Annotated in this window: 24 protein-coding genes; all 24 read left to right on the forward strand. The window is 37.0% G+C overall.

Going from position 1 to position 22,791, the window contains the following annotated elements:
* Positions 1–27 precede the first annotated feature (27 nt).
* Positions 28–594 (forward strand): nucleotide exchange factor GrpE, encoded by a 567-nt coding sequence (gene grpE, locus B5P42_RS11060; protein WP_000392715.1) that lies wholly within the window; start codon positions 28–30, stop codon positions 592–594.
* Between the two features lie 26 nt (positions 595–620).
* Positions 621–2,456: a chaperone protein DnaK gene (gene dnaK / locus B5P42_RS11065; RefSeq protein ID WP_002145698.1), complete on the forward strand. Its 1,836-nt coding sequence runs from the start codon at positions 621–623 to the stop codon at positions 2,454–2,456.
* 202 nt (positions 2,457–2,658) lie between these two features.
* Positions 2,659–3,762: a chaperone protein DnaJ gene (gene dnaJ, locus B5P42_RS11070; protein ID WP_113734204.1), complete on the forward strand. Its 1,104-nt coding sequence runs from the start codon at positions 2,659–2,661 to the stop codon at positions 3,760–3,762.
* A 28-nt stretch (positions 3,763–3,790) separates the two neighbouring features.
* Positions 3,791–4,729 (forward strand): 50S ribosomal protein L11 methyltransferase, encoded by a 939-nt coding sequence (gene prmA / locus B5P42_RS11075; RefSeq protein ID WP_002067162.1) that lies wholly within the window; start codon positions 3,791–3,793, stop codon positions 4,727–4,729.
* A 145-nt stretch (positions 4,730–4,874) separates the two neighbouring features.
* The gene (locus B5P42_RS11080; protein ID WP_002015195.1) at positions 4,875–5,624 is read left to right on the forward strand and encodes a 16S rRNA (uracil(1498)-N(3))-methyltransferase; all 750 of its coding nucleotides are present in this window, start codon (positions 4,875–4,877) and stop codon (positions 5,622–5,624) included.
* A 6-nt stretch (positions 5,625–5,630) separates the two neighbouring features.
* The gene (mtaB, locus tag B5P42_RS11085) at positions 5,631–6,983 is read left to right on the forward strand and encodes a tRNA (N(6)-L-threonylcarbamoyladenosine(37)-C(2))-methylthiotransferase MtaB (protein ID WP_002015193.1); all 1,353 of its coding nucleotides are present in this window, start codon (positions 5,631–5,633) and stop codon (positions 6,981–6,983) included.
* 467 nt (positions 6,984–7,450) lie between these two features.
* Positions 7,451–7,624, forward strand: a complete 174-nt coding sequence (gene rpsU / locus B5P42_RS11090; protein WP_000048061.1) for a 30S ribosomal protein S21 — start codon at positions 7,451–7,453, stop codon at positions 7,622–7,624.
* Between the two features lie 15 nt (positions 7,625–7,639).
* Positions 7,640–8,083: a GatB/YqeY domain-containing protein gene (locus tag B5P42_RS11095; RefSeq protein WP_000054578.1), complete on the forward strand. Its 444-nt coding sequence runs from the start codon at positions 7,640–7,642 to the stop codon at positions 8,081–8,083.
* Positions 8,084–8,190: 107 nt separating this feature from the next.
* Complete coding sequence (gene yqfC / locus B5P42_RS11100) at positions 8,191–8,484, forward strand: sporulation protein YqfC (protein ID WP_002067170.1); 294 nt, start codon at positions 8,191–8,193, stop codon at positions 8,482–8,484.
* Positions 8,485–8,733: 249 nt separating this feature from the next.
* Entirely contained in the window at positions 8,734–9,933 is a 1,200-nt protein-coding gene (gene yqfD / locus B5P42_RS11105) for a sporulation protein YqfD (RefSeq protein ID WP_060751620.1), read from the forward strand.
* Between the two features lie 3 nt (positions 9,934–9,936).
* Entirely contained in the window at positions 9,937–10,896 is a 960-nt protein-coding gene (locus B5P42_RS11110) for a PhoH family protein (RefSeq protein WP_002015189.1), read from the forward strand.
* Positions 10,897–11,092: 196 nt separating this feature from the next.
* Positions 11,093–13,237, forward strand: coding sequence for an HD family phosphohydrolase (locus B5P42_RS11115; protein ID WP_016120818.1), 2,145 nt, complete (start codon positions 11,093–11,095; stop codon positions 13,235–13,237).
* A complete protein-coding gene (gene ybeY / locus B5P42_RS11120) occupies positions 13,234–13,704 on the forward strand; it encodes an rRNA maturation RNase YbeY (RefSeq protein ID WP_002165062.1) in 471 nt (156 codons plus the stop codon). Before B5P42_RS11115 ends, ybeY begins: the two co-directional genes overlap by 4 nt.
* Positions 13,701–14,054, forward strand: coding sequence for a diacylglycerol kinase family protein (locus B5P42_RS11125; protein ID WP_002143170.1), 354 nt, complete (start codon positions 13,701–13,703; stop codon positions 14,052–14,054). Before ybeY ends, B5P42_RS11125 begins: the two co-directional genes overlap by 4 nt.
* Before the next feature lie 99 nt (positions 14,055–14,153).
* Positions 14,154–14,552: a cytidine deaminase gene (locus B5P42_RS11130; protein WP_002015184.1), complete on the forward strand. Its 399-nt coding sequence runs from the start codon at positions 14,154–14,156 to the stop codon at positions 14,550–14,552.
* Positions 14,545–15,450 (forward strand): GTPase Era, encoded by a 906-nt coding sequence (era, locus tag B5P42_RS11135; RefSeq protein ID WP_002088672.1) that lies wholly within the window; start codon positions 14,545–14,547, stop codon positions 15,448–15,450. Before B5P42_RS11130 ends, era begins: the two co-directional genes overlap by 8 nt.
* 176 nt (positions 15,451–15,626) lie before the next feature.
* Entirely contained in the window at positions 15,627–15,770 is a 144-nt protein-coding gene (locus tag B5P42_RS11140; RefSeq protein WP_000883924.1) for a YqzL family protein, read from the forward strand.
* Positions 15,771–15,803: 33 nt separating this feature from the next.
* On the forward strand, positions 15,804–16,550 hold the full coding sequence (gene recO, locus B5P42_RS11145) for a DNA repair protein RecO (RefSeq protein WP_002088669.1): 747 nt from the start codon (positions 15,804–15,806) through the stop codon (positions 16,548–16,550).
* A 106-nt stretch (positions 16,551–16,656) separates the two neighbouring features.
* Entirely contained in the window at positions 16,657–17,289 is a 633-nt protein-coding gene (gene ccpN, locus B5P42_RS11150; protein WP_002015181.1) for a transcriptional regulator CcpN, read from the forward strand.
* A gap of 29 nt (positions 17,290–17,318) precedes the next feature.
* Entirely contained in the window at positions 17,319–18,131 is an 813-nt protein-coding gene (locus tag B5P42_RS11155) for a pyruvate, water dikinase regulatory protein (protein ID WP_002015180.1), read from the forward strand.
* Between the two features lie 664 nt (positions 18,132–18,795).
* Positions 18,796–18,939: a hypothetical protein gene (locus B5P42_RS32265; RefSeq protein WP_162836445.1), complete on the forward strand. Its 144-nt coding sequence runs from the start codon at positions 18,796–18,798 to the stop codon at positions 18,937–18,939.
* An 81-nt stretch (positions 18,940–19,020) separates the two neighbouring features.
* On the forward strand, positions 19,021–20,823 hold the full coding sequence (dnaG, locus tag B5P42_RS11165) for a DNA primase (protein ID WP_002067179.1): 1,803 nt from the start codon (positions 19,021–19,023) through the stop codon (positions 20,821–20,823).
* 59 nt (positions 20,824–20,882) lie between these two features.
* A complete protein-coding gene (gene rpoD, locus B5P42_RS11170) occupies positions 20,883–22,010 on the forward strand; it encodes an RNA polymerase sigma factor RpoD (protein ID WP_000764062.1) in 1,128 nt (375 codons plus the stop codon).
* 385 nt (positions 22,011–22,395) lie between these two features.
* On the forward strand, positions 22,396–22,752 hold the full coding sequence (gene cccA / locus B5P42_RS11175) for a cytochrome c550 (protein ID WP_002111879.1): 357 nt from the start codon (positions 22,396–22,398) through the stop codon (positions 22,750–22,752).
* Positions 22,753–22,791: the final 39 nt, after the last annotated feature.

Consider the following 22,791-nt stretch of genomic DNA (forward strand, 5'->3'; position numbering starts at 1 on the left):
CTAATACCTTTTAAGGAGGTGAAAATTGTGGAAGAGCGTAACGAACAAGTGGTAGAAGAAGTGAAAGAAGCGCAAGTTGAAGAAGCTGTCACGCCAGAAAACAGTGAAAAAACTGTAGAAGAAAAAAGTGAGGCTGCTCTTTTACAAGAAAAAGTAGATGAGTTACAAGCGAAACTAACGGAAACGGAAGGTCGCACATTACGTCTACAAGCTGATTTTGAAAATTATAAGCGCCGTGTCCAAATGGATAAACAGGCTGCTGATAAATATAGAGCACAAAGTCTAGTTTCAGATATTTTGCCAGCTCTTGATAATTTTGAAAGAGCGATGCAAGTGGAAGCGACTGACGAGCAAACGAAATCCTTGTTACAAGGTATGGAAATGGTGCATCGTCAATTGCTAGAAGCGTTGACTAAAGAAGGTGTTGAAGCGATTGAAGCTGTTGGTAAACAGTTTGATCCGAATGAACACCAAGCTATTATGCAAGTGGAAGACAGTGAATTTGAATCAAACGCGGTAGTTGAAGAATTCCAAAAAGGTTATAAACTAAAAGACCGTGTGATTCGCCCATCAATGGTAAAAGTAAATCAATAATTTACATAAAAGTAGGAGGATTCGCCATGAGTAAAATTATCGGTATTGACTTAGGTACAACAAACTCTTGTGTAGCTGTTATGGAAGGTGGAGAACCAAAGGTTATCCCAAATCCAGAAGGAAACCGTACAACACCTTCTGTTGTAGCTTTCAAAAATGAAGAGCGTCAAGTTGGGGAAGTTGCGAAGCGTCAAGCAATTACAAACCCAAATACAATCATGTCTGTTAAACGTCATATGGGTACAGACTATAAAGTAGAAGTTGAAGGTAAAGATTATACACCTCAAGAAATTTCTGCAATCATTTTACAAAACTTAAAAGCTTCTGCTGAAGCGTACTTAGGTGAAACAGTAACGAAAGCTGTTATTACAGTACCTGCATACTTCAACGATGCAGAGCGCCAAGCAACGAAAGATGCTGGTCGTATCGCTGGTTTAGAAGTTGAGCGTATTATTAACGAACCAACAGCAGCAGCACTTGCTTACGGTTTAGAAAAACAAGATGAAGAGCAAAAAATCTTAGTATATGACTTAGGTGGCGGTACATTTGATGTATCTATCCTTGAGTTAGCAGACGGCACATTCGAAGTTATTTCAACTGCTGGTGACAACCGTCTTGGTGGAGATGACTTTGACCAAGTTATCATCGATCATTTAGTAGCTGAATTCAAAAAAGAAAATAGCATTGATTTAAGCCAAGATAAAATGGCACTTCAACGTCTGAAAGATGCAGCTGAAAAAGCGAAGAAAGATCTTTCTGGTGTAACACAAACACAAATTTCATTACCATTCATTAGTGCTGGAGCTGCTGGCCCATTACACTTAGAATTAACGTTAACAAGAGCTAAATTCGAAGAAATTTCAGCTGGTCTTGTTGAAAGAACATTAGAGCCAACTCGTCGTGCATTAAAAGACGCTGGTTTTGCTCCAAGCGAATTAGATAAAGTTATCCTTGTTGGTGGATCTACTCGTATCCCAGCTGTACAAGAAGCAATTAAACGTGAAACTGGTAAAGAGCCATACAAAGGTGTAAACCCAGATGAAGTTGTAGCATTAGGTGCTGCAGTTCAAGGTGGCGTACTTACTGGTGATGTAGAGGGCGTTCTATTATTAGACGTAACTCCACTTTCTTTAGGTATCGAAACTATGGGCGGTGTGTTCACGAAACTAATCGAGCGTAACACTACAATTCCGACAAGTAAGTCACAAGTATTCTCAACAGCTGCTGATAACCAACCAGCGGTAGACATTCACGTACTACAAGGTGAGCGTCCAATGTCAGCTGACAACAAAACGTTAGGTCGTTTCCAATTAACAGACCTTCCGCCAGCACCACGTGGAATTCCACAAATCGAAGTAACATTCGATATTGATGCGAACGGTATCGTTAACGTACGTGCAAAAGACTTAGGAACAAGCAAAGAGCAAACTATTACAATCCAATCTTCTTCAGGTCTTTCTGATGAAGAAGTAGATCGTATGGTACAAGAAGCTGAATCAAATGCTGATGCTGACCAAAAACGTAAGGAAGAAGTTGAACTTCGTAACGAAGCTGACCAACTTGTATTCCAAACAGACAAAGTTGTAAAAGATTTAGAAGGTAAAGTAGATGCAGCTGAAGTAGCGAAAGCAACGGAAGCGAAAGAAGCATTACAAGCGGCAATCGAGAAAAACGAACTTGAAGAAATCCGTGTGAAAAAAGATGCTCTTCAAGAAATCGTACAACAATTAACTGTTAAATTATACGAGCAAGCTCAAGCGGCTGCAGGGCAAGCAGAAGGTGCACAAGGAGCACAAGACGCTGGCGCGAAAAAAGATAATGTAGTAGACGCTGAGTTTGAAGAAGTAAAAGAAGACAAGTAATACAGTGAAATAAAATAAGTAAGATGACAAAAAGTCAAAGTCAAGCGTGCCTTGGCTTTGGCTTTTTTCACGAATAAGAAGAAATGTGTGAGGATCTTAAGTTTTTTATTTTGCATACTGTAAGTGAGGAAACTTTGTTGCAAAGCACTTTCTTTCGGTGTTAAAATTACGTTTATGTGAAAGATTCGGGGGTTGCAAATTTATGAATAAACGAGATTATTATGAGGTCCTTGGACTTAGCCAGGGCGCTTCAAAAGATGAAATTAAAAAAGCGTATCGTCGTTTGGCTAAAAAATATCATCCAGACGTAAGTAAAGAAGAAAATGCAATTGAAAAGTTTAAAGAAGTACAAGAGGCATACGAAGTATTGAGCGATGATCAAAAGCGTGCGCAGTATGATCAATTTGGTCACGCTGGTTCGAATCAAGGTTTCGGTGGCGGAGGAGACTTCGGCGGTGGCTTCGGTTTCGAAGATATCTTTAGTTCATTCTTTGGCGGTGGCGGCAGACGTCGTGATCCAAATGCTCCACGTCAAGGTGCTGATTTACAATATCAAGTTACTTTAGAGTTTGAAGAAGCTATTTTTGGTAAAGAATTAAACGTTGAGATTCCAGTGGAGGATCCATGTGATACTTGTAAGGGTAGTGGAGCAAAACCAGGGACTTCAAAAGAAACATGTAAACATTGTTCAGGATCAGGGCAAGTAAGTGTAGAACAAAATACACCATTTGGGCGTATTGTAAACCGTCAAGCTTGTGGACATTGTTCAGGAACAGGTCAAATGATTAAAGAGAAATGTACGACATGCCATGGTTCTGGTAAAGTTCGTAAACGTAAAAAAATCAATGTTAAAATTCCGGCGGGTATCGATAATGGTCAACAAATTCGTGTATCTGGAAAAGGTGAAGCAGGCGTAAATGGCGGACCGGCAGGTGACTTATATGTTGTTGTTCATGTGAGAAATCATGAATTCTTTGAACGCGAAGGGGATCACATTATTTGCGAAATGCCAATAACATTTGCGCAAATGGCACTTGGTGCGGAAGTAGAAGTTCCTACCGTTCATGGCAAAGTGAAGCTGAAAATTCCAGCAGGAACACAAACAGGAACAGAATTCCGCTTAAAAGGAAAAGGTGCTCCGAACGTACGTGGATATGGTCAAGGAGATCAATATGTAGTCGTTCGTGTTGTTGTGCCGACGAAATTAACTTCACATCAAAAAGATTTATTGCGTGAATTTGCAGGGCAAGAAGAGCAGGATGATAGCTTATTCAGAAAGCTTAAACGTGCTTTCAAAGGGGAATAATGGAAATAAAAAATGGAGTTGGTAAATTGTGAAATGGTCAGAAATTAGTATTCATACAACAGAAGAAGCAGTAGAAGCTGTCTCTCATATTTTGCATGAAGCAGGCGCTAGCGGGGTTGCGATTGAGGACCCAGCGGAGTTGACGAAAGAGCGCAAGCAACAATACGGTGAGATTTATGCACTTAACCCAGATGAATATCCAAGTGAGGGTGTTTTGGTAAAAGCATATTTCCCACAAACGGATTCTTTACACGAAACGGTTGCAGGTGTAAAATCATCTATTGATGCACTACCATCTTTCGACATCGAAATTGGTAAAGGAACTATTACAATTAATGAAGTCGATGAGGAAGATTGGGCTACTGCTTGGAAGAAGTATTATCATCCAGTTCAAATTTCTGATACATTCACAATTGTGCCGACGTGGGAAGAGTATACACCGTCTTCTCCAGATGAAAAAATTATTGAATTAGATCCAGGTATGGCGTTTGGTACAGGGACACATCCAACAACGACGATGTGTATTCGTGCTTTAGAAAAAACGGTTCAGCCAGGTGATACTGTGATTGATGTGGGGACAGGTTCGGGGGTACTTAGTATTGCTGCGGCAAAATTAGGTGCGGCTTCTGTTCAAGCGTATGATTTAGACCCAGTTGCAGTTGAAAGTGCAGAAATGAATGTGCGCTTAAATAAAACAGATGACATTGTCAATGTTGGACAGAATAGTCTATTAGAAGGTATTGAAGGCCCAGTTGATTTAATCGTAGCAAATTTACTAGCGGAAATTATTCTTCTATTCCCTGAAGATGCAGCGAGAGTTGTGAAGCCAGGTGGATTATTTATTACATCTGGTATTATTGGGGCGAAAGAAAAAGTAATTTCTGAAGCGTTAGAAACAGCTGGATTTTCAATTGAAGAAGTACTTCGAATGGAAGATTGGGTAGCAATTATTGCACGAAATGCGTAATATAGATTTTAGTCTATAAAGAACAGGGGAGTCTCTCACCGTATAAGGTGAGGGACTTGCCGTTTGTTATATGAAAATGATAACGTTTCGTTCTTTTCGTAAGTGTTGACTTACGAAAGGAACGAAACTCTACTAAGGTGATTATATGCAACGTTATTTTGTAGAAGAGAAATATGTAAATGAGACAAGTATTCGCATAATGGGTGATGATGTCCATCACATCGCAAGAGTGATGCGTATGTCAGCTGGTGACCACATTTATTGCTGTGTAAATGGTAAAACAGCAGAGTGTTCAATTGCTGAAATTACCAGTGAATTTGTGGATACCACTATTGTAGAATGGGTAGAGGCGTCAAGCGAACTTCCTGTGTTTGTGACGATTGCAAGTGGACTGCCGAAAGGAGACAAGCTAGAGTTAATTTTTCAAAAAGGAACTGAGCTTGGGGCAGCTGCATTTTTACCATTTCAAGCATCTCGATCTATTGTAAAGTGGGATGCGAAAAAAGCAGATAAAAAAGTTGAGCGTTTGAAAAAAATTGTAAAAGAAGCTGCGGAACAATCGCATAGAAGTGAAATTCCAGAAGTACACGTTCCCTCATCATTTAAACAACTGCTGTCGATGAGTAGCGAGTATGATGTTTGCCTTGTTGCGTATGAAGAAGAAGCGAAACAAGGTGAGAAATCTAATTTTGCGAAAGCTTTAGCGACGATTAAACCAGGCCAAAAACTGCTGATTGTATTTGGACCAGAAGGCGGTTTAGCGGAGGAAGAGATAACCGCACTTCGTGAACATAAATTTGTACCATGTAGTTTAGGACCAAGAATTTTAAGAACAGAAACGGCTCCGCTTTATGCGTTAAGTGCCGCTTCTTATCATTTTGAATTGATGGGGTGATAATCAATGGCAACTGTTGCGTTCCACACGTTAGGTTGTAAAGTAAACCACTATGAAACAGAAGCGATTTGGCAATTGTTTAAACAAGGTGGTTATGAAAGAACTGAATATGAAAAAAAATCTGATGTATACGTTATTAACACATGTACAGTAACGAATACTGGAGATAAAAAAAGCCGTCAAGTAATTAGACGTGCTGTACGCCAAAATCCAGATGCGGTAATTTGTGTAACTGGATGTTATGCACAAACATCTCCAGCGGAAATTATGGCAATTCCAGGTGTAGATATTGTTGTTGGTACGCAAGATCGTGAGAAGATGTTAGGATACATCGAAGAATTCCGTAAAGAGCGTCAACCAATTAATGCTGTCCGTAATATTATGAAAACACGTGTATATGAAGAGCTCGATGTACCATATTTCACGGACCGTACACGTGCATCTTTAAAAATACAAGAAGGTTGTAATAACTTCTGTACATTTTGCATCATTCCTTGGGCGCGTGGTTTAATGCGTTCTCGTGATGGAAAAGAAGTTATTAAACAAGCGCAGCAATTAGTAGATGCGGGCTATAAAGAAATCGTATTAACAGGTATTCATACAGGTGGGTACGGTGAAGATATAAAAGAGTATAACTTAGCTGGATTACTGCGCGATATGGAAGCGGAAGTAGGCGGATTGAAACGCCTTCGTATTTCTTCTATTGAGGCGAGTCAAATTTCTGATGAAGTAATTGAAGTGTTAGATAAATCAGAAGTAGTTGTACGCCACTTGCATATTCCATTACAGTCAGGATCTAATACTGTATTGAAACGTATGCGCCGTAAGTATACGATGGAATTTTTCCAAGAGCGTTTAGATCGTTTGAAAGAAGCGTTACCAGGTCTTGCGATTACATCAGACGTAATTGTTGGATTCCCAGGCGAAACAGAAGAGGAATTCATGGAAACGTACAATTTCATTAAAGAGAATCGTTTCTCTGAATTACACGTTTTCCCTTATTCGAAACGTACAGGTACTCCAGCAGCACGTATGGAAGATCAAGTTCCTGAAGACGTGAAGAACGATCGTGTTCACCGTCTAATTGAGCTATCAAATCAATTAGCGAAAGAGTATGCTTCTAGATTTGAAGGTGAAGTACTTGAAATCATTCCGGAAGAGACATTTAAAGATGGTGACCGTGAAGGTTTATATGTAGGTTATACAGATAACTACTTAAAAATTGTGTTTGAAGGATCTGAAGAATTGATTGGTAAGCTAGTAAAAGTGAAAATTACAAAAGCTGGTTATCCATATAACGAAGCGCAGTTTGTTCGTGTTCTTGAAGATGATGTAAAAAAAGAATCAGCAAGCGCATAAAATGAAACTTTAATCAGTGGGGGGTTTTGTTCATCCCTGCTGATTATCAGCCTGACCCCCGCCTAAGTTCTTTGCTTTCGTTGAATTTTGAGGTGGGGTTCTTACTGTCCTGGCAAATAGCGGGATAAAAAAGCATGCAAACGGAAACAATTTGCATGCTTTCTTTTTTTTTGTGGAGAAGTTAAGTACTGAAAAGGCAGGTACGTTGAATGAGTAGTTATTTAATGCTTTCTTGTATTAAACAAGGTGTAATGATAAAAAATATAGTTGTCTTCAGGGGAAAAGGATAATAGCTATCTACATAGCTTTTGAACAGGTAAGGGCATCTATTCTTCTTTTATTCTGCCAAATAGTTGACCTGAAGTGATAAAATGTATTATAATCGTAAAAGACATGCTGAAGAAGGGTTTCTTTTTGCATGCTGAAATTAGTATGTAAGTGTGATGTTTCGGAGGGAGGGAAAGAGAATGTCAAAAACAGTCGTTCGTAAAAACGAGTCTTTGGAGGATGCACTTCGCCGTTTTAAAAGATCGGTTTCTAAAACTGGTACACTTGCTGAAGCAAGAAAGCGCGAGTTTTATGAAAAGCCAAGTGTAAAACGTAAGAAGAAATCTGAAGCGGCAAGAAAGCGTAAGTTCTAAGAGAGGGTGTAAGTTATGAGTCTTCTCGGTCGTTTAAACGATGATATGAAACAAGCGATGAAGAATAAACAAAAAGAAAAATTAACCGTTATTCGTATGGTTAAGGCTGCTTTACAAAATGAAGGTATTAAACTGCAACATACTCTTACTGAAGAAGAGGAATTAACAGTTTTAGCTCGTGAAGTAAAACAGTATAAGGACTCCCTCCTTGAATTTAAAAAAGCTGGTCGTGAAGACCTTGTTGATAAACTGCAAAGTGAAATTCAGATTTTAAGCGCATATTTGCCGGAGCAATTAACAGAAGAAGAACTAGCGGATATAATTAAGCAAGTTATTTCTGAAGTTGGTGCTACATCTAAAGCAGATATGGGTAAAGTGATGACTGCTGTTATGCCGAAAGTAAAAGGTAAAACAGACGGATCACTTGTGAATAAGCTGGTTATCCAGCTATTAGCATAAAAAAGCGTCTCATTTCGTATGAGACGTTTTTTTATGCTTTTTTCAGTTTGGACGTGATAATACAAGCTCTTTTTTCATACATATGGGATGAGAGGGGGTCTTTTGAGATGAAAAAAATAGAACAAATGAAGAATTGGTTAACGAAGCAAATAGACCTGCCAGTGGATGTGTTAATGGATCTACCTCGGATCACGCTTGTTGGGCAAGTACATATCTATATAGAAAATCATCGAGGATTATTAGTGTTTTCAGATAAAGAGGTAAGATTGCTATTGAAACATGGTCAATTATTAATTAAAGGTCAATCCTTTGTTATTAAAACAATCCTTCCAGAAGAACTGTTGCTTGAAGGGATTATTGAACAAGTGACGTTTTTAGAAAATGAAAAGAAAGAGGAGTGAGGAGAAACTTCCGTTTGTGAAGTTTTTCTTCGTTACCTTGTATTAACAGGCGGTAACGTTCTGGCCTCAATATTCGGTTCGTACAAAGAGGATAGGTGGGAATTGAGTTCCACGTAAAAAACTGGCTCGTGAAGGTTAATAATTAGTGAGGATCAAGGAATCTGCTAATTTAAATTTTAGTAAGAGCTAGTTTGATAATCGAATTGAAAAGTAGTGTATCTACTTTTAGAAAGGTAGTGGAGATAGTCGATGAAAAATAAATGGTTTATAAAATGGCTTGGGTATGTAAAGGTGCGAATTGAAGGTAGAGGAGCGGAACGCTTTGTTAACGAGTGTGTGCGGAAGAAATTACTCGTTTGGGATGTAAAGAAGATAGCTGATGAAACGTTAGTTTTTTGTATGTTATTACGAGATGTGAAAAAGATAAAACCAATTTATAGAAAAAATGAATGTAAATTATATTTTATTGGACGTTACGGTTTTCCTTTTTGGAATAAGCGTATAATTAAAAATAGTGGATTTTTAATTGGGTTTTTAATATTTTTTTTCGGAATGATCGCATTGTCAAATATGGTGTGGAAAATTGAAATTACAGGAGCAAAACCTGAAACAGAATATATATTGATGAAAGAATTGGACAAAATGGGTATAAAAAAAGGTAAATTACAATTCCAAATGCCGAGTGTAGAAGATGTTCAACGTCATTTGACAGACAATATTAATGCGATTACTTGGGCGGGATTAGAAATAAGAGGGACAACATATCATTTTAAGATTGTTGAAAAAAATGAGCCGAAAAAAGAAAGTGAACAACAGCCACAAAACTTAGTAGCAAAAAAAGAAGGGATTATTACAAAAACATTTGTGGAAGTTGGGAAGCCGGTTGTCATGAAAAATGACCATGTAGAAAAGGGGCAACTTCTCGTATCCGGGATGTATGGTAATGAGGAGAATCCGACAGTTGTTTCGGCTAAAGGGATTGTATATGGAGAAACGTGGTATAAATCTGAGGTGGATGTTCCGTTAAAGACACAATTTCAAGTGTATACTGGTAATTCATACAATGAATATTTCCTTAAATTTGGGAGTACTAAAATAAAAATATGGGGATTTCTACAGGATAAGTATAAGCGCTCTCGTACTGAAAGTGTAAAACATGATGTGAAATTATTTGGATTTACATTACCAATTGCATACGAGAAAGATATTGTACGAGAAGAGGAAGAAGCGAACCGAGAATATACCGAAAAACAAGCAATGAAAGTAGCGAAAGAGATGGCAGAAAAAGAACTGAAGAAAAAATTGGATGAACATGCTATGATTGTAAGTGATAACATTTTGAGTAAAGAGGTTGAGGCGGATCACCTAAAGGTCACATTACATTATACAGTGATTGAAAATATTGCAGAGCCACAACCAATATCTGAATCCGATATTCAAGGAGACTGAGTAATGGCAGAACAATTAGTAGAAATGAACCAACAATTGGAAAATCCCAACGAAGCAATCGCTCTTTTTGGGGTAAATGATGCTCATTTAAAAGTAATTGAACGAGAACTTAGTGTATCGATTGTGACTAGAGGAGAATCTGTTCGTGTATCTGGGGCAGATGAAACTGTGGTGCTCGTAGAAAAAATCTTACAACAGTTACTTGTTGTTATCCGTAAAGGTGTATCAATTTCGGAAAGAGATGTTGCGTATGCGATTCAGCTTGGGCAACAAGGGAAAATTGCTCAATTCGAAGAATTATATGAAGAGGAAATTTTTAAAACGGCAAAAGGTAAATCCATTCGTGTGAAAACGATGGGGCAAAGACGATATATTCATGCAATGAAAAAGAATGATATTGTATTTGGGATAGGACCTGCTGGGACAGGAAAAACATACTTAGCCGTAGTAATGGCTGTGAGAGCTTTAAAGCAAGGGTATGTAAAGAAAATTATTTTAACAAGACCTGCTGTAGAAGCTGGAGAGAGCTTAGGGTTTTTACCAGGTGATTTGAAAGAAAAAGTAGATCCGTATTTACGTCCACTATATGATGCGTTACATGATATTCTTGGACAAGAATATACACAACGTATGATGGAACGTGGTGTAATTGAAATTGCACCTCTTGCTTATATGAGAGGGCGTACTCTTGATGATTCATTTGTTATATTAGATGAGGCGCAAAATACAACTGGTGTTCAAATAAAAATGTTTTTAACACGATTAGGTTTTAGTTCTAAAATGGTTATTACGGGGGATCCCTCACAGGTAGACTTGCCAAAAGGGGTAAAGTCAGGTCTTTCTATTGCTGCTAATATTTTATCTGGTGTATCAGGTCTTTCGTTCATTACATTGGAACAAACGGACGTTGTGAGACACCCGTTAGTGCAACGTATTATTGAGGCATATGATAAAATGGAATGATCCTATTTGTCAGGGTCATTTCTTTTTGTATGATAAGGTTGGCGAGTGGCATATTTTTTACTATCATTAAAGACGAGGGAAATGAACTATAGGTGATAGTGGATAAAAACGTTGTCCAAAAAGTATCGTTGCCTAGAAGAAATGAAAGCTATAAATAGTTTCACTTTATTTCTGGAGAGGAGAAGGTATTGAAATCATGTCAAGATCTCAAGAAATTTCTAAGTGGTTTCGTAATTTACAACATTCGAAAAAACTAAGTTGGATTTCTTACGTTTTATTAGGAGCAGTGCTGTTTTTTGCACTTATGAATAATGTAAAACCAGAGCAATTAGATGTTACAACATATTCTATTGCGAAAAAAACAATCCATTCTCCTATTAAAATTGAAGATAAAGTTACAACGGACAAAAAGAAAAAAGAAGCCGCTACAAAAGTTGAAGATCAATATACATATAAAAGTGAGTATAAACAAAATAAAGTGGATATTGTGAATGACGTCTTTGCTAAAGTAGATGAAGTGATACAAGAGATTAAAGCGGTTGGACCGGATGAGCAAAAAAAGATTACTGATGCTGAAAAAGTGGACAAGTTGAAAAAAAAATTGCCTACTGATTTAACGAAAGAATTATCTGATTCAAACTTACTAAACTTAATTAATGCAGATTCGAACCAATTAGTATTAGCGAAAGATGCAACAGTTACAGCTATTAATAGTATCATGACTGAGCATGTTAAAATGGACGAATTGAAGGATGCGAAGGAACGATATGTAAGTGAGATGAATAGTGTTAATGTTGATAATGGTTTAAAGGAATCTATTAAGGCGTTAGGGAAATATGCGATTTCTGCAAACTATTTTTATGATCCGACCTTAACAAAAGAGAAGAGAAAAGCGGAAGAAGATTTAGTTCCACCTGTTTATATTCTTCAAGGGCAAGTCCTTGTTAGAGAAGGTGAAACGATTTCAAGTGATATGTACAATCAGTTGAAATTAGTTGGCCTGTTAGAAAAAGGGAACAGTTTTCAACCCTATGTTGGGTTAGCGGTACTCATTGGTGTGCTATTGTACTTTATGCATAAGCAGTTTGAAGTGTTTTTACAGCGGAAAAGAGAAGATAGGCCGTATGTCTTAGCGTATATTACAATTTTGTCTATCACGATTGTTTTAATGAAAATCATTAGTTTGTTTCAAAAACTTGAGTATGCAGGAATCGCGTATGTTGTTCCAGTTGCCATGGGAACAATACTTGTAAAATTAATGATTGGTGATCGATTTGTATTTTTAACGAGTATGATCTTTTCTGTATGCGGAAGTATTATGTTTAATGAAGGTGTAACGAGTACACTGAATTATAGTGTGGGGATTTATGTTTTATTAAGTTCATTATCAGTTAGTATTTTCTTGAGAGAAAAAAATCGTCGTACGATGATTTTACAAGCTGGTATACTCGTTTCTGTATTAAATGTAGTCGTATTAGCGGCTTTGCTATTATTACGTAACGGGAATTTTTCGCCTCTTGAAATTGGGGTGCAATTATTAATGGCTGCTGTTTCGGGTATTATCTCTTCTGTTCTAGCTATGGGGATTTTACCGTATTTAGAAAGTGGTCTTGGGATTGTATCGAGTATGAAATTGATGGAACTTTCAAGTCCGAATCACCCGCTCGTGCGCAAAATTTTATTAGAAGCACCAGGTACATATCATCATAGTGTAATGGTAGCTAATCTCTCAGAAGCTGCTTGTGAAGCAGTTGGAGCAAATGGAGTATTAGCGCGTGTAGGGGCGTATTATCATGATGTAGGGAAAACGGTACAACCACAGTTTTTTATTGAAAACCAAATGGGTATTGAAAACCCGCATGATAGATTAGACCCTGTAACGAGCAAAGATATTATAATTGCTCATGTAACCGATGGGGTGAGAATGTTAGAAGAACACCATATACCTCAAGAAATTATCGATATTGCTGGACAGCATCATGGTACAACGTTACTTAAATATTTTTATTATAATGCGATTAAAGAAGATAAAGAGAAATATACGGAGGAAATGTTCCGCTATCCAGGATCAAAAGCAACTTCTAAAGAGTCGGCGATCGTTGGTATTGCTGATAGTGTGGAGGCGGCGGTACGTTCGATGAACCATCCAACACCAGATCAGATTAATAATTTAGTGCAAAGTATTATTAAAGATCGCCTGCAAGATGGTCAATTTAGTGAATGTGATTTGACATTTAAGGAACTACAAATCGTTGGAAAAACGTTATGTGAAACGTTAAATGGTATTTTCCATTCCCGTATTACATATCCGGAACCGCCGGAAGAAAAGGAGAAAGAATGAGTTTATTAATTGATTTTATTGATGAAACAGAAGAAGTGAAAGAAGAATATATAAGTTTGATTCGAGGTTTAGTAGAGAAAGCAGCCCAAATGGAGAACATAGAAGAAGGCGCAGAATTATCGGTTACATTTGTAGATAATGAACGTATTCGTGAAATAAACCGTGATTACCGAGATAAGGATCAGCCTACGGACGTTATTTCTTTTGCTATGGAAGAAATGGGAGAAGGCGAAATGGAAATTGTCGGTGCAGAGATGCCGCGTATGTTAGGAGATCTTATTATTTCTATTCCAAGAGCAAAAGAACAAGCTGAAGAATATGGACATTCTTTTGATCGAGAACTTGGGTTTTTAGCACTACATGGCTTTTTGCATTTGCTTGGTTATGATCATATGACAGAAGAAGATGAGAAAGAAATGTTTGGAAGACAAAAAGAAATTTTAGAGGCCTTTGGATTAGGGCGATGAAAACAGGAAAACTTTTAGATAGTTTTGGATATGCTATAGCTGGTATATACTTTTGTCTTCGTCATGAACGAAATATGAAAATTCATTATTTAGCCGCAGTCATCGTTATATGCTGCGGCTTTTATTTCCATATTACAACAATGGAATGGATTGTCGTACTTATTGTGATAGGGATTGTAATGAGTTTAGAGATGGTGAATACGGCTATTGAAAAAACAGTAGACTTAGCAACCGTCGATATTCATCCGGTTGCAAAAATTGCAAAGGATGTTGCAGCAGGGGCAGTTTTATTATTTGCAATTATAGCTGCTGTAATTGGTGCTATTATCTTTTTACCGTATATGGTATAGTTGCATTCCGAAGCTTTTATTAAGCTTTGGGAGCGCCGTGAAGGCCTTTAATGAAAGAGTGTATCTGTTCACATCTATGGACGGAAAGGATGCGGGAATATGAATAGCAAACAATTAATTCAAGAAGCAACCGAAGCGCGTAAACGAGCGTACGTACCATATTCTAAATTTCAAGTAGGTGCAGCTTTACTAACTCAGGATGGAAAAATATATCGTGGATGTAATGTTGAAAATGCATCATATGGTTTATGTAACTGTGCAGAACGAACAGCTTTATTTAAGGCAATTTCTGAAGGGGATAACGAGTTTGTAGCTATTGCAGTCGTAGCGGATACAAAGCGTCCAGTACCTCCTTGTGGAGCATGTCGACAAGTTATGATAGAATTATGTAAACAGGATACGAAAGTATACCTATCAAACTTACATGGTGATGTTCAAGAGACAACAGTCGGAGAATTGTTACCAGGAGCATTTTTAGCGGAGGATTTACATGAATAGAAAAGGTTATAAATCAGGTTTTGTCTCTATCATTGGCAGACCGAATGTTGGGAAATCTACATTTTTAAATCGTATTATTGGCCAAAAAATTGCCATTATGAGCGATAAGCCACAAACAACTCGTAATAAAATTCAAGGTGTATATACAGAAAATGATTCACAAGTAGTTTTCATTGATACACCAGGAATACATAAACCTAAACATAAACTAGGCGATTTCATGGTGAAGATGGCTCAAACGACATTAAAAGAAGTTGATATTGTTTTGTTTATGGTCAATGCAACTGAAGGATATGGTCGTGGTGAGGAATTTATTATTGAGAAATTACAAGAAACGAAACAACCGGTATTTTTGGTAATTAATAAAATTGACCAACTTCATCCAGAGCAATTGCTGGAGTTGATTGATCAATATCGTAAATTATATGAGTTCGCGGAGATTGTGCCAATTTCTGCATTGGACGGTAATAACGTTGAAGCGTTAATCGGAGCAATTAAAAAGTATTTACCAGAAGGACCGCAATATTACCCGGATAATCAAGTAACGGATCATCCAGAGCGATTTATTATTTCAGAGCTTATTCGTGAAAAAGTATTACATTTAACACGTGAAGAAGTACCGCATTCTGTAGCGGTTGTTATTGATGCAATTCAAAAGCGTGAGGGCGGAGCGGTTTATATAAACGCAACGATTGTTGTTGAACGTGCATCACAAAAAGGAATTATTATAGGTAAGCAAGGGAAGATGTTAAAAGAAGTCGGTAAGAGAGCTCGTTTTGACATTGAAGCACTTCTTGGTTCTAAAGTATTTTTAGAAGTATGGGTGAAAGTGCAAAAAGATTGGCGCAATAAGATGTCACAGCTTCGTGACCTTGGTTTCCGTGAAGACGAGTATTAATATGAAGTAAAGTTGTGATCAGTGGATGTTTTGTTCATCCACTGATTATTGGTTTTTATGAACCTTGATAAATTAGGAAAAATTTTTCTCACATGAAAATGAACAAAATGGGTCAACTTAATAACAACAAAAGAAATTGGTTTATAGGCTACGCTTATTGAGAAAGGTGGATTCTTATGCTAGATTTTACCTGGAAGTTTTTCTCCAAAACAGGAAGCATTGAAACGTATTTGCTTTTGAAAGAAATGGAAAAAGACGTAAACGATGAGATGGATCAACATGAAGAGGAGTTAGCGCATCTAGACTCTCCAATTTCTTGACCCGTTTTGTTCAAACCTTGGATGGTGACGAACATGTTTCAAAAAGTTGAGGGCATTGTTATCCGTACGACAGATTACGGAGAAACAAATAAGATTGTTACAATATACTCACGGGAATTTGGTAAGGTAAGTGCAATGGCAAGAGGGGCGAAAAAGCCGAAGAGTCGGTTAGCAGCTATTTCGCAACTTATGACACATGGTCATTTTCTTATTCAAATGGGATCTGGACTTGGAACTTTGCAACAAGGCGAGATTATTTCATCTATGAAAGAAATTCGCGAGGATATATTTTTAACTGCTTATGCATCATTTATTATCGAATTAACCGATAAAGCAACAGAAGATAAGAAGCATAATCCGTATTTATTTGAAATGTTATATCAAACGTTGCATTATATGTGTGAGGGTGTTGACCCAGAAGTATTATCATTAATTTATCAAACGAAAATGCTTCCGGTATTAGGGATGCACCCGTACTTTGATACATGTGCTATTTGTCATCAAGAAACAGATTTTGTCGCCTTCTCTGTCAGGGAAGGCGGTTTTCTGTGCTCGCGTCATGCGGAACAAGATCCGTATCGTATTCCGGTGGGAGAGGCTGTTCATAAATTATTACGTCTCTTTTTTCACTTTGATTTACACCGGCTCGGTAATGTATCGGTGAAGGATAGTACAAAAAAACAAATGCGCACAGTATTGAATACATATTATGACGAATATTGTGGAATTTATTTGAAAACAAGGCGTTTCTTGGAACAACTTGATAAGTTTCAAATATAAAAAGGGCCGTATACGGTCCTTTTTACATACTTTCTTTTTCGAATAGCATATTTAGTATATAATATTTAAGAGATAGTATAACTTTTTTCGTTGTGCATTAAAGGTGGTGATTATCATAGAGCTGAATAAACGGCAAGAGCATATCATTCAGATTGTAAAAGATCACGGTCCTATTACAGGGGAGTCAATTGCTGGGCAATTGGGTTTAACACGTGCAACGCTAAGACCAGACTTAGCAATTTTAACGATGGCTGGTTATTTAGAAGCGCGTCCACGTGTAGGTTATTTTTATACGGGTAAAACCGGGGGACAGCTATTATCTGAAGCTGTTAAGAAAATTAAAGTGCAAGATTATCAATCTAGACCGGCTGTAATTGATAAAAATGTATCAGTATACGATGCAATCTGTACTATGTTTCTAGAGGACGTTGGTACATTATTTGTTGTAGATCAAGCTACTTTATTAGTTGGCGTTGTATCTCGTAAAGATTTATTACGAGCTAGCTTAGGAAAGCAGGATTTAACCTCTCTTCCGGTTAATATTATCATGACAAGGATGCCAAACATTGCGATGTGTCGCAGGGAGGATTCTTTATATGATATTGCGATGGAATTAATAGAAAGACAGATTGATGCGATGCCGGTTGTGAAGGATACGAAACAAGGTTTAGAAGTGATTGGACGAATTACAAAAACAAATATTACACGTGCGTTTGTAAATTTAGTAAATAACGAATAAGTGTAATTTGTTTAAAGTGAGGTAATGTAATGGATAATAAAATCGTATATGTCGTATCTGACTCTGTAGGAGAAACGGCTGATTTGGTTGTTAGAGCGGCAATGGGACAGTTCCCATTCGCTCCTGATATTAGGCGTGTACCGTATGTAGAAGATACAGGGACATTAAAAGAAGTAATCTCGATTGCCAAGAGCAATCAAGCGCTTATTTGTTTTACGTTAGTAAAGCCTGATATGCGTCAATATTTATTGACAGAAGCGGCAAAAGAAGGAGTAGAGGCATACGATATTATCGGACCTCTTATCGATCAAATTGAAGAAATTACAGGGCAAGTACCAAGGTATGAGCCAGGTGTCGTTCGAAGATTAGATGAAGAGTACTTTAAAAAAATTGAAGCGATTGAATTTGCAGTTAAGTATGATGATGGTAGAGATGCACGTGGTATTTTAAAAGCTGATATCGTGTTGATTGGAATTTCACGTACATCAAAAACACCACTTTCACAATATTTAGCGCATAACAAACGTTTGAAAGTTGCTAATGTACCACTTGTACCGGAAGTGGATCCGCCTGAGGAATTATATCAAGTGGCAAAAGAGAAATGTTTCGGTTTGAAAATTATACCAGATAAGTTAAATCATATTCGAAAAGAACGATTGAAATCACTTGGATTAAGTGATGGAGCAACATATGCAAATATTAATCGTATTCAAGAAGAAATTGATCATTTTGAGGAAGTAATTAGTAAAATAAATTGTCAAGTGATTGATGTATCAAATAAGGCAATTGAAGAAACAGCAAATATTATTGTGAATGCAGTGCAAAACCAAAAAATGTTTTAGCACATTTACCAAAGGTGAATGTGCTTTTTTCGCTCGTGAGAAGGCGTTAGAGGAAGATGCGAAGTAGAGCATGAACTTTCGGCTTAGTAATAGAATATAGCGGAATGGTTATACTTATATTCTTCTGTTTTTTAATTATGCTAAAGGAACGATTTCGTTATCTTTAAGTGTAAGATGAAAATTAAAGGGATATGTAGCGTAGTTGAAGAAAATATATTATAATAAAAAATTGTGATAAAAACCTATATTTTACGTTTAGACTTTAATTTTTCAGAATAAACTAGGGATAGGATTTTCGAAAAAGACATGTATTTACGTTAAATCGACAAAATCTAGACAAGAAAACGCACATTATGGAAGGATTCACAGAAGGGATGTAGAATACAGACATATGCAAAACATCAGATAAGATATTATTTGATGCAGATGCGTATCCCGTGAAGAATGCAATTGTGCAAGTTGAAACAAAATTTTATGTCGAAATTTTGTTTGTCGTATCCTATGCTCATCGTTCAAGAAAACAGCAAGGTAATTGGGTCTATGTAGATTCTGAGCAAGATGAAGTTGACTGTTATATTTATTAACATGCAAAAGCTACAGATCTCATGATCATACAGGCTATAGTGCTTCTTGCTAGTCTTCTTGTGAAAAAGGAGTATATGTATTGTCTCCAGGAGATACATTTGTAACAGATGAGCAAATGTATACAATTTTATATAGTAGTATGTATCTGCGAATTTACGCAGACTGGGGACTTATACGAAAGGTCCAAAATCGTTTACACAATGTGATCGACAGTACTTTCTAACAAATTTAGAAAAATATTGTCGAATTATAAAGGAATCTTTTAATTTATATCGAATACAAAATACGACACGGAGATGGAGTTATGGGGAACAGAATTCCTGAAGAAGTTGTTGAACAGATTCGGACATCATCCGATATTGTAGAAGTGATTGGTGAGTATGTTCAACTTAGAAAGCAGGGGCGTAACTATTTCGGCCTTTGTCCATTTCATGGTGAGAATTCTCCTTCATTCTCTGTTTCATCTGATAAGCAAATTTTTCATTGTTTCGGATGTGGAGAAGGTGGAAATGTATTTTCTTTTCTTATGAAAATGGAGGGACTTGCTTTCACAGAGGCTGTTCAAAAGCTTGGCGAAAGAAATGGAATTGCAGTTGCAGAATATACATCAGGGCAAGGACAACAACAACAAGAAGACATATCTGATGACACTGTCATCATGCAACAGGCTCATGAACTTTTGAAAAAGTATTATCATCATTTATTAGTAAATACAGAAGAAGGAAATGAAGCACTTTCATATTTATTAAAACGTGGTATTACAAAAGAGATGATTGAGAAATTTGAAATTGGTTATGCATCACAAGCTTGGGATGCAGCAACGAAAATTTTACAAAAAAGAGGTTTGTCGCTATCTAGTATGGAACAGGCTGGCCTTCTTGTAAGAAGTGAGAAGGATGGCAGTCATTATGACCGCTTCCGCGGAAGAGTTATGTTTCCGATTTATACTTTACAAGGTAAGGTGATAGCGTTTAGTGGAAGGGCATTAGGAGATGACACTCCGAAATATTTGAATAGTCCTGAAACACCGATTTTTTACAAAAGTAAGCTGTTGTATAATTTCCACCAAGCAAGGCCGTTTATTAGAAAACGTGGGCAGGTTGTCCTTTTTGAAGGTTATGCCGATGTACTAGCCGCGGTGAAAAGTGGTGTGGAAGAAGCTGTTGCGACAATGGGAACAGCTTTAACTGAAGAACAAGCGAAACTTCTGCGACGTAACGTTGAAACTGTTGTTCTTTGCTATGATGGTGATAAAGCAGGGCGAGAAGCGACGATGAAAGCAGGGCAATTACTATTGCAAGTTGGTTGCCAAGTGAAAGTTACATCCTTGCCAGATAAGCTTGACCCTGATGAATATGTGCAACAATATGGGACAACCGCTTTTGAAAATCTTGTGAAATCAAGTATAAGTTTTGTTGGTTTCAAAATAAATCATTTGCGTTTAGGGAAAAATTTGCAAGATGAGTCTGGCAAAGAAGAATATGTAAAAAGTGTTTTAAAAGAGTTATCATTGCTACAGGATGCGATGCAGGCGGAATCATATTTAAAATCATTATCGCAAGAATTTTCGTATTCAATGGAAACACTTTTGAATCAATTGCACCAATATCGCAAAGAACAAAAGGTACAGCAAAAACAAATAAAGCAGGTTTCTAAGCCATCTCAAATTGTTCAAACGAAACCGAAATTAACAGGTTTTGAAAGGGCAGAAAGAGAAATTATTTACCATATGTTGCAAAGTGCAGAAGTGACAGTGCGTATGGAACCTCATATAGAAGATTTTTATACAGAAGAACATAAAGGGATTTTATATGAACTATACGCATATTATGAAAAGGGGAATGAACCTTCAGTCGGAACATTTTTAAGTTGGCTCTCTGATGAAAAGTTGAAAAATATTATTACTGATATTTCGACGGATGAATTTATTAATCCAGAGTACACAGAAGAAGCGTTACAAGGTCATTTGGAGGCGCTAAGACGCCATAAAGAAAAACTTGAAAAGATGGAAATTATCTTTAAAGTAAAACAAATGGAAAAAACAGATCCTGTAGAGGCTGCTAAATATTATGTGGCATATTTACAAAGTCAAAAAGCAAGAAAATAGCTTTTTCGATAAAGTTTTAGTATAATGAATGTTTGTATCTCGCGTAAGGAGGGGAACAGATGGCTGATAAACCAGCTCGTTCTAAACAAATTGAAACTGAAATGACCCTTGAGCAAGTGAAAGAACAACTCACTGAGCTCGGAAAAAAACGTGGCGTTCTTACATATGAAGAGATTGCAGAACGCATGAATGGATTTGAAATTGAATCCGATCAAATGGATGAATACTATGAATATTTAGGTGAACAAGGGATTGACTTAGTTGGTGACAATGACAACGACGAAGGTCCTAATAATCGTCAAATTACAAAAACGGAAGAAGAATTTGACCTTAATGATTTAAGTGTGCCGCCAGGTGTGAAAATCAATGACCCTGTTCGTATGTACTTAAAAGAAATTGGTCGTGTAGACTTACTATCTGCTGAAGAAGAAATTCGACTTGCGACACGTATTGAAGAAGGCGATGAAGAAGCAAAACGCCGTCTTGCGGAAGCAAACTTACGTCTTGTAGTAAGTATTGCAAAGCGCTACGTGGGCCGTGGTATGCTTTTCTTAGACTTAATCCAAGAAGGAAATATGGGTCTAATTAAGGCAGTTGAAAAGTTCGACTACCGTAAAGGTTTTAAATTTAGTACGTATGCAACTTGGTGGATTCGCCAAGCTATTACACGTGCGATTGCAGACCAAGCGCGAACAATTCGTATTCCAGTTCATATGGTTGAAACAATTAATAAGTTAATCCGTGTACAACGTCAATTATTACAAGATTTAGGACGCGAACCATCTCCTGAAGAGATTGGTGAAGAAATGGATCTTGCTCCAGAAAAAGTACGCGAAATCTTAAAGATTGCACAGGAGCCAGTTTCTCTTGAAACACCAATTGGTGAAGAAGACGACTCCCATTTAGGTGACTTTATCGAAGACCAAGAAGCAACATCGCCTGCGGACCATGCAGCGTATGAATTGCTAAAAGAACAATTAGAAGATGTGTTAGATACACTAACAGATCGTGAAGAAAATGTTCTGCGTCTTCGTTTTGGTTTAGATGATGGACGAACTCGTACGCTTGAAGAAGTTGGGAAAGTATTCGGCGTAACGAGAGAACGTATTCGTCAAATTGAAGCGAAAGCACTTCGCAAATTAAGACATCCAAGCCGTAGTAAGCGTCTTAAGGATTTCTTAGAATAGGCTACCTTTAAGTTTACTTCACTTTTGTGAAGTAAACTTTTTTATTTTGTTAATTTTTGTTAAAGTTTAGCTATCGGCAACGATTACAATTTCTTGTAATTTATTTTACAGAATTGTCTTTTGATTTGCAAATGCTCATTTTTCGATTTTTCGATTTATTTTGTTTATTATATACAAAATAATATGTAGAAAAGTAAAAAATATGATGAGAAACGTTAGTAATTATCGAAATAATATGCGATATAATAGTGAAAATCAATAAAATGAATTTACGGAATATTTTTAACAAGTAGTAGTTTGCTCTTTTCTGATAGGGCGTTTTCAAGTACAATATAAATGACTGAATCATCTAACTATTTAGTGGTATAGAGGGGGGAGAAGAGATATGAAACGTAATCCGTTGATTCCGTTCGCTCTTATTGCAGCATTAGGTATTATCGTTATGTTTGTATTTTCATTTCAGGGGCTAAATAAATCTAAAGAGTTAGCTGATGCAAAAAATGGTGGGAAACCAGCGCAAACAGCATCAAAGCCAGAGGATATTGTAAAGCAAAGCTGTACGAGCTGTCACGGTGATCAGTTACAAGGGGCAGTGGGACCTAATTTACAAAAAATTGGTGGGAAACTTTCGAAAGATGAAATTAAAGAAGTTCTTTCAAAAGGAAAAGGAAATATGCCACCAAATATAGTTCCAGCTGATCAAGCGGCAAAAGTAGCTGATTGGTTATCGAAGAAAAAATAAAGTTTCATATTACAAGCCTTTTGCTTTTGTGCAAAAGGC

This window comes from Bacillus sp. SRB_331, from assembly GCF_003264175.1.
In the GTDB taxonomy this organism is placed as follows: Bacteria; Bacillota; Bacilli; order Bacillales; family Bacillaceae_G; genus Bacillus_A; species Bacillus_A mycoides.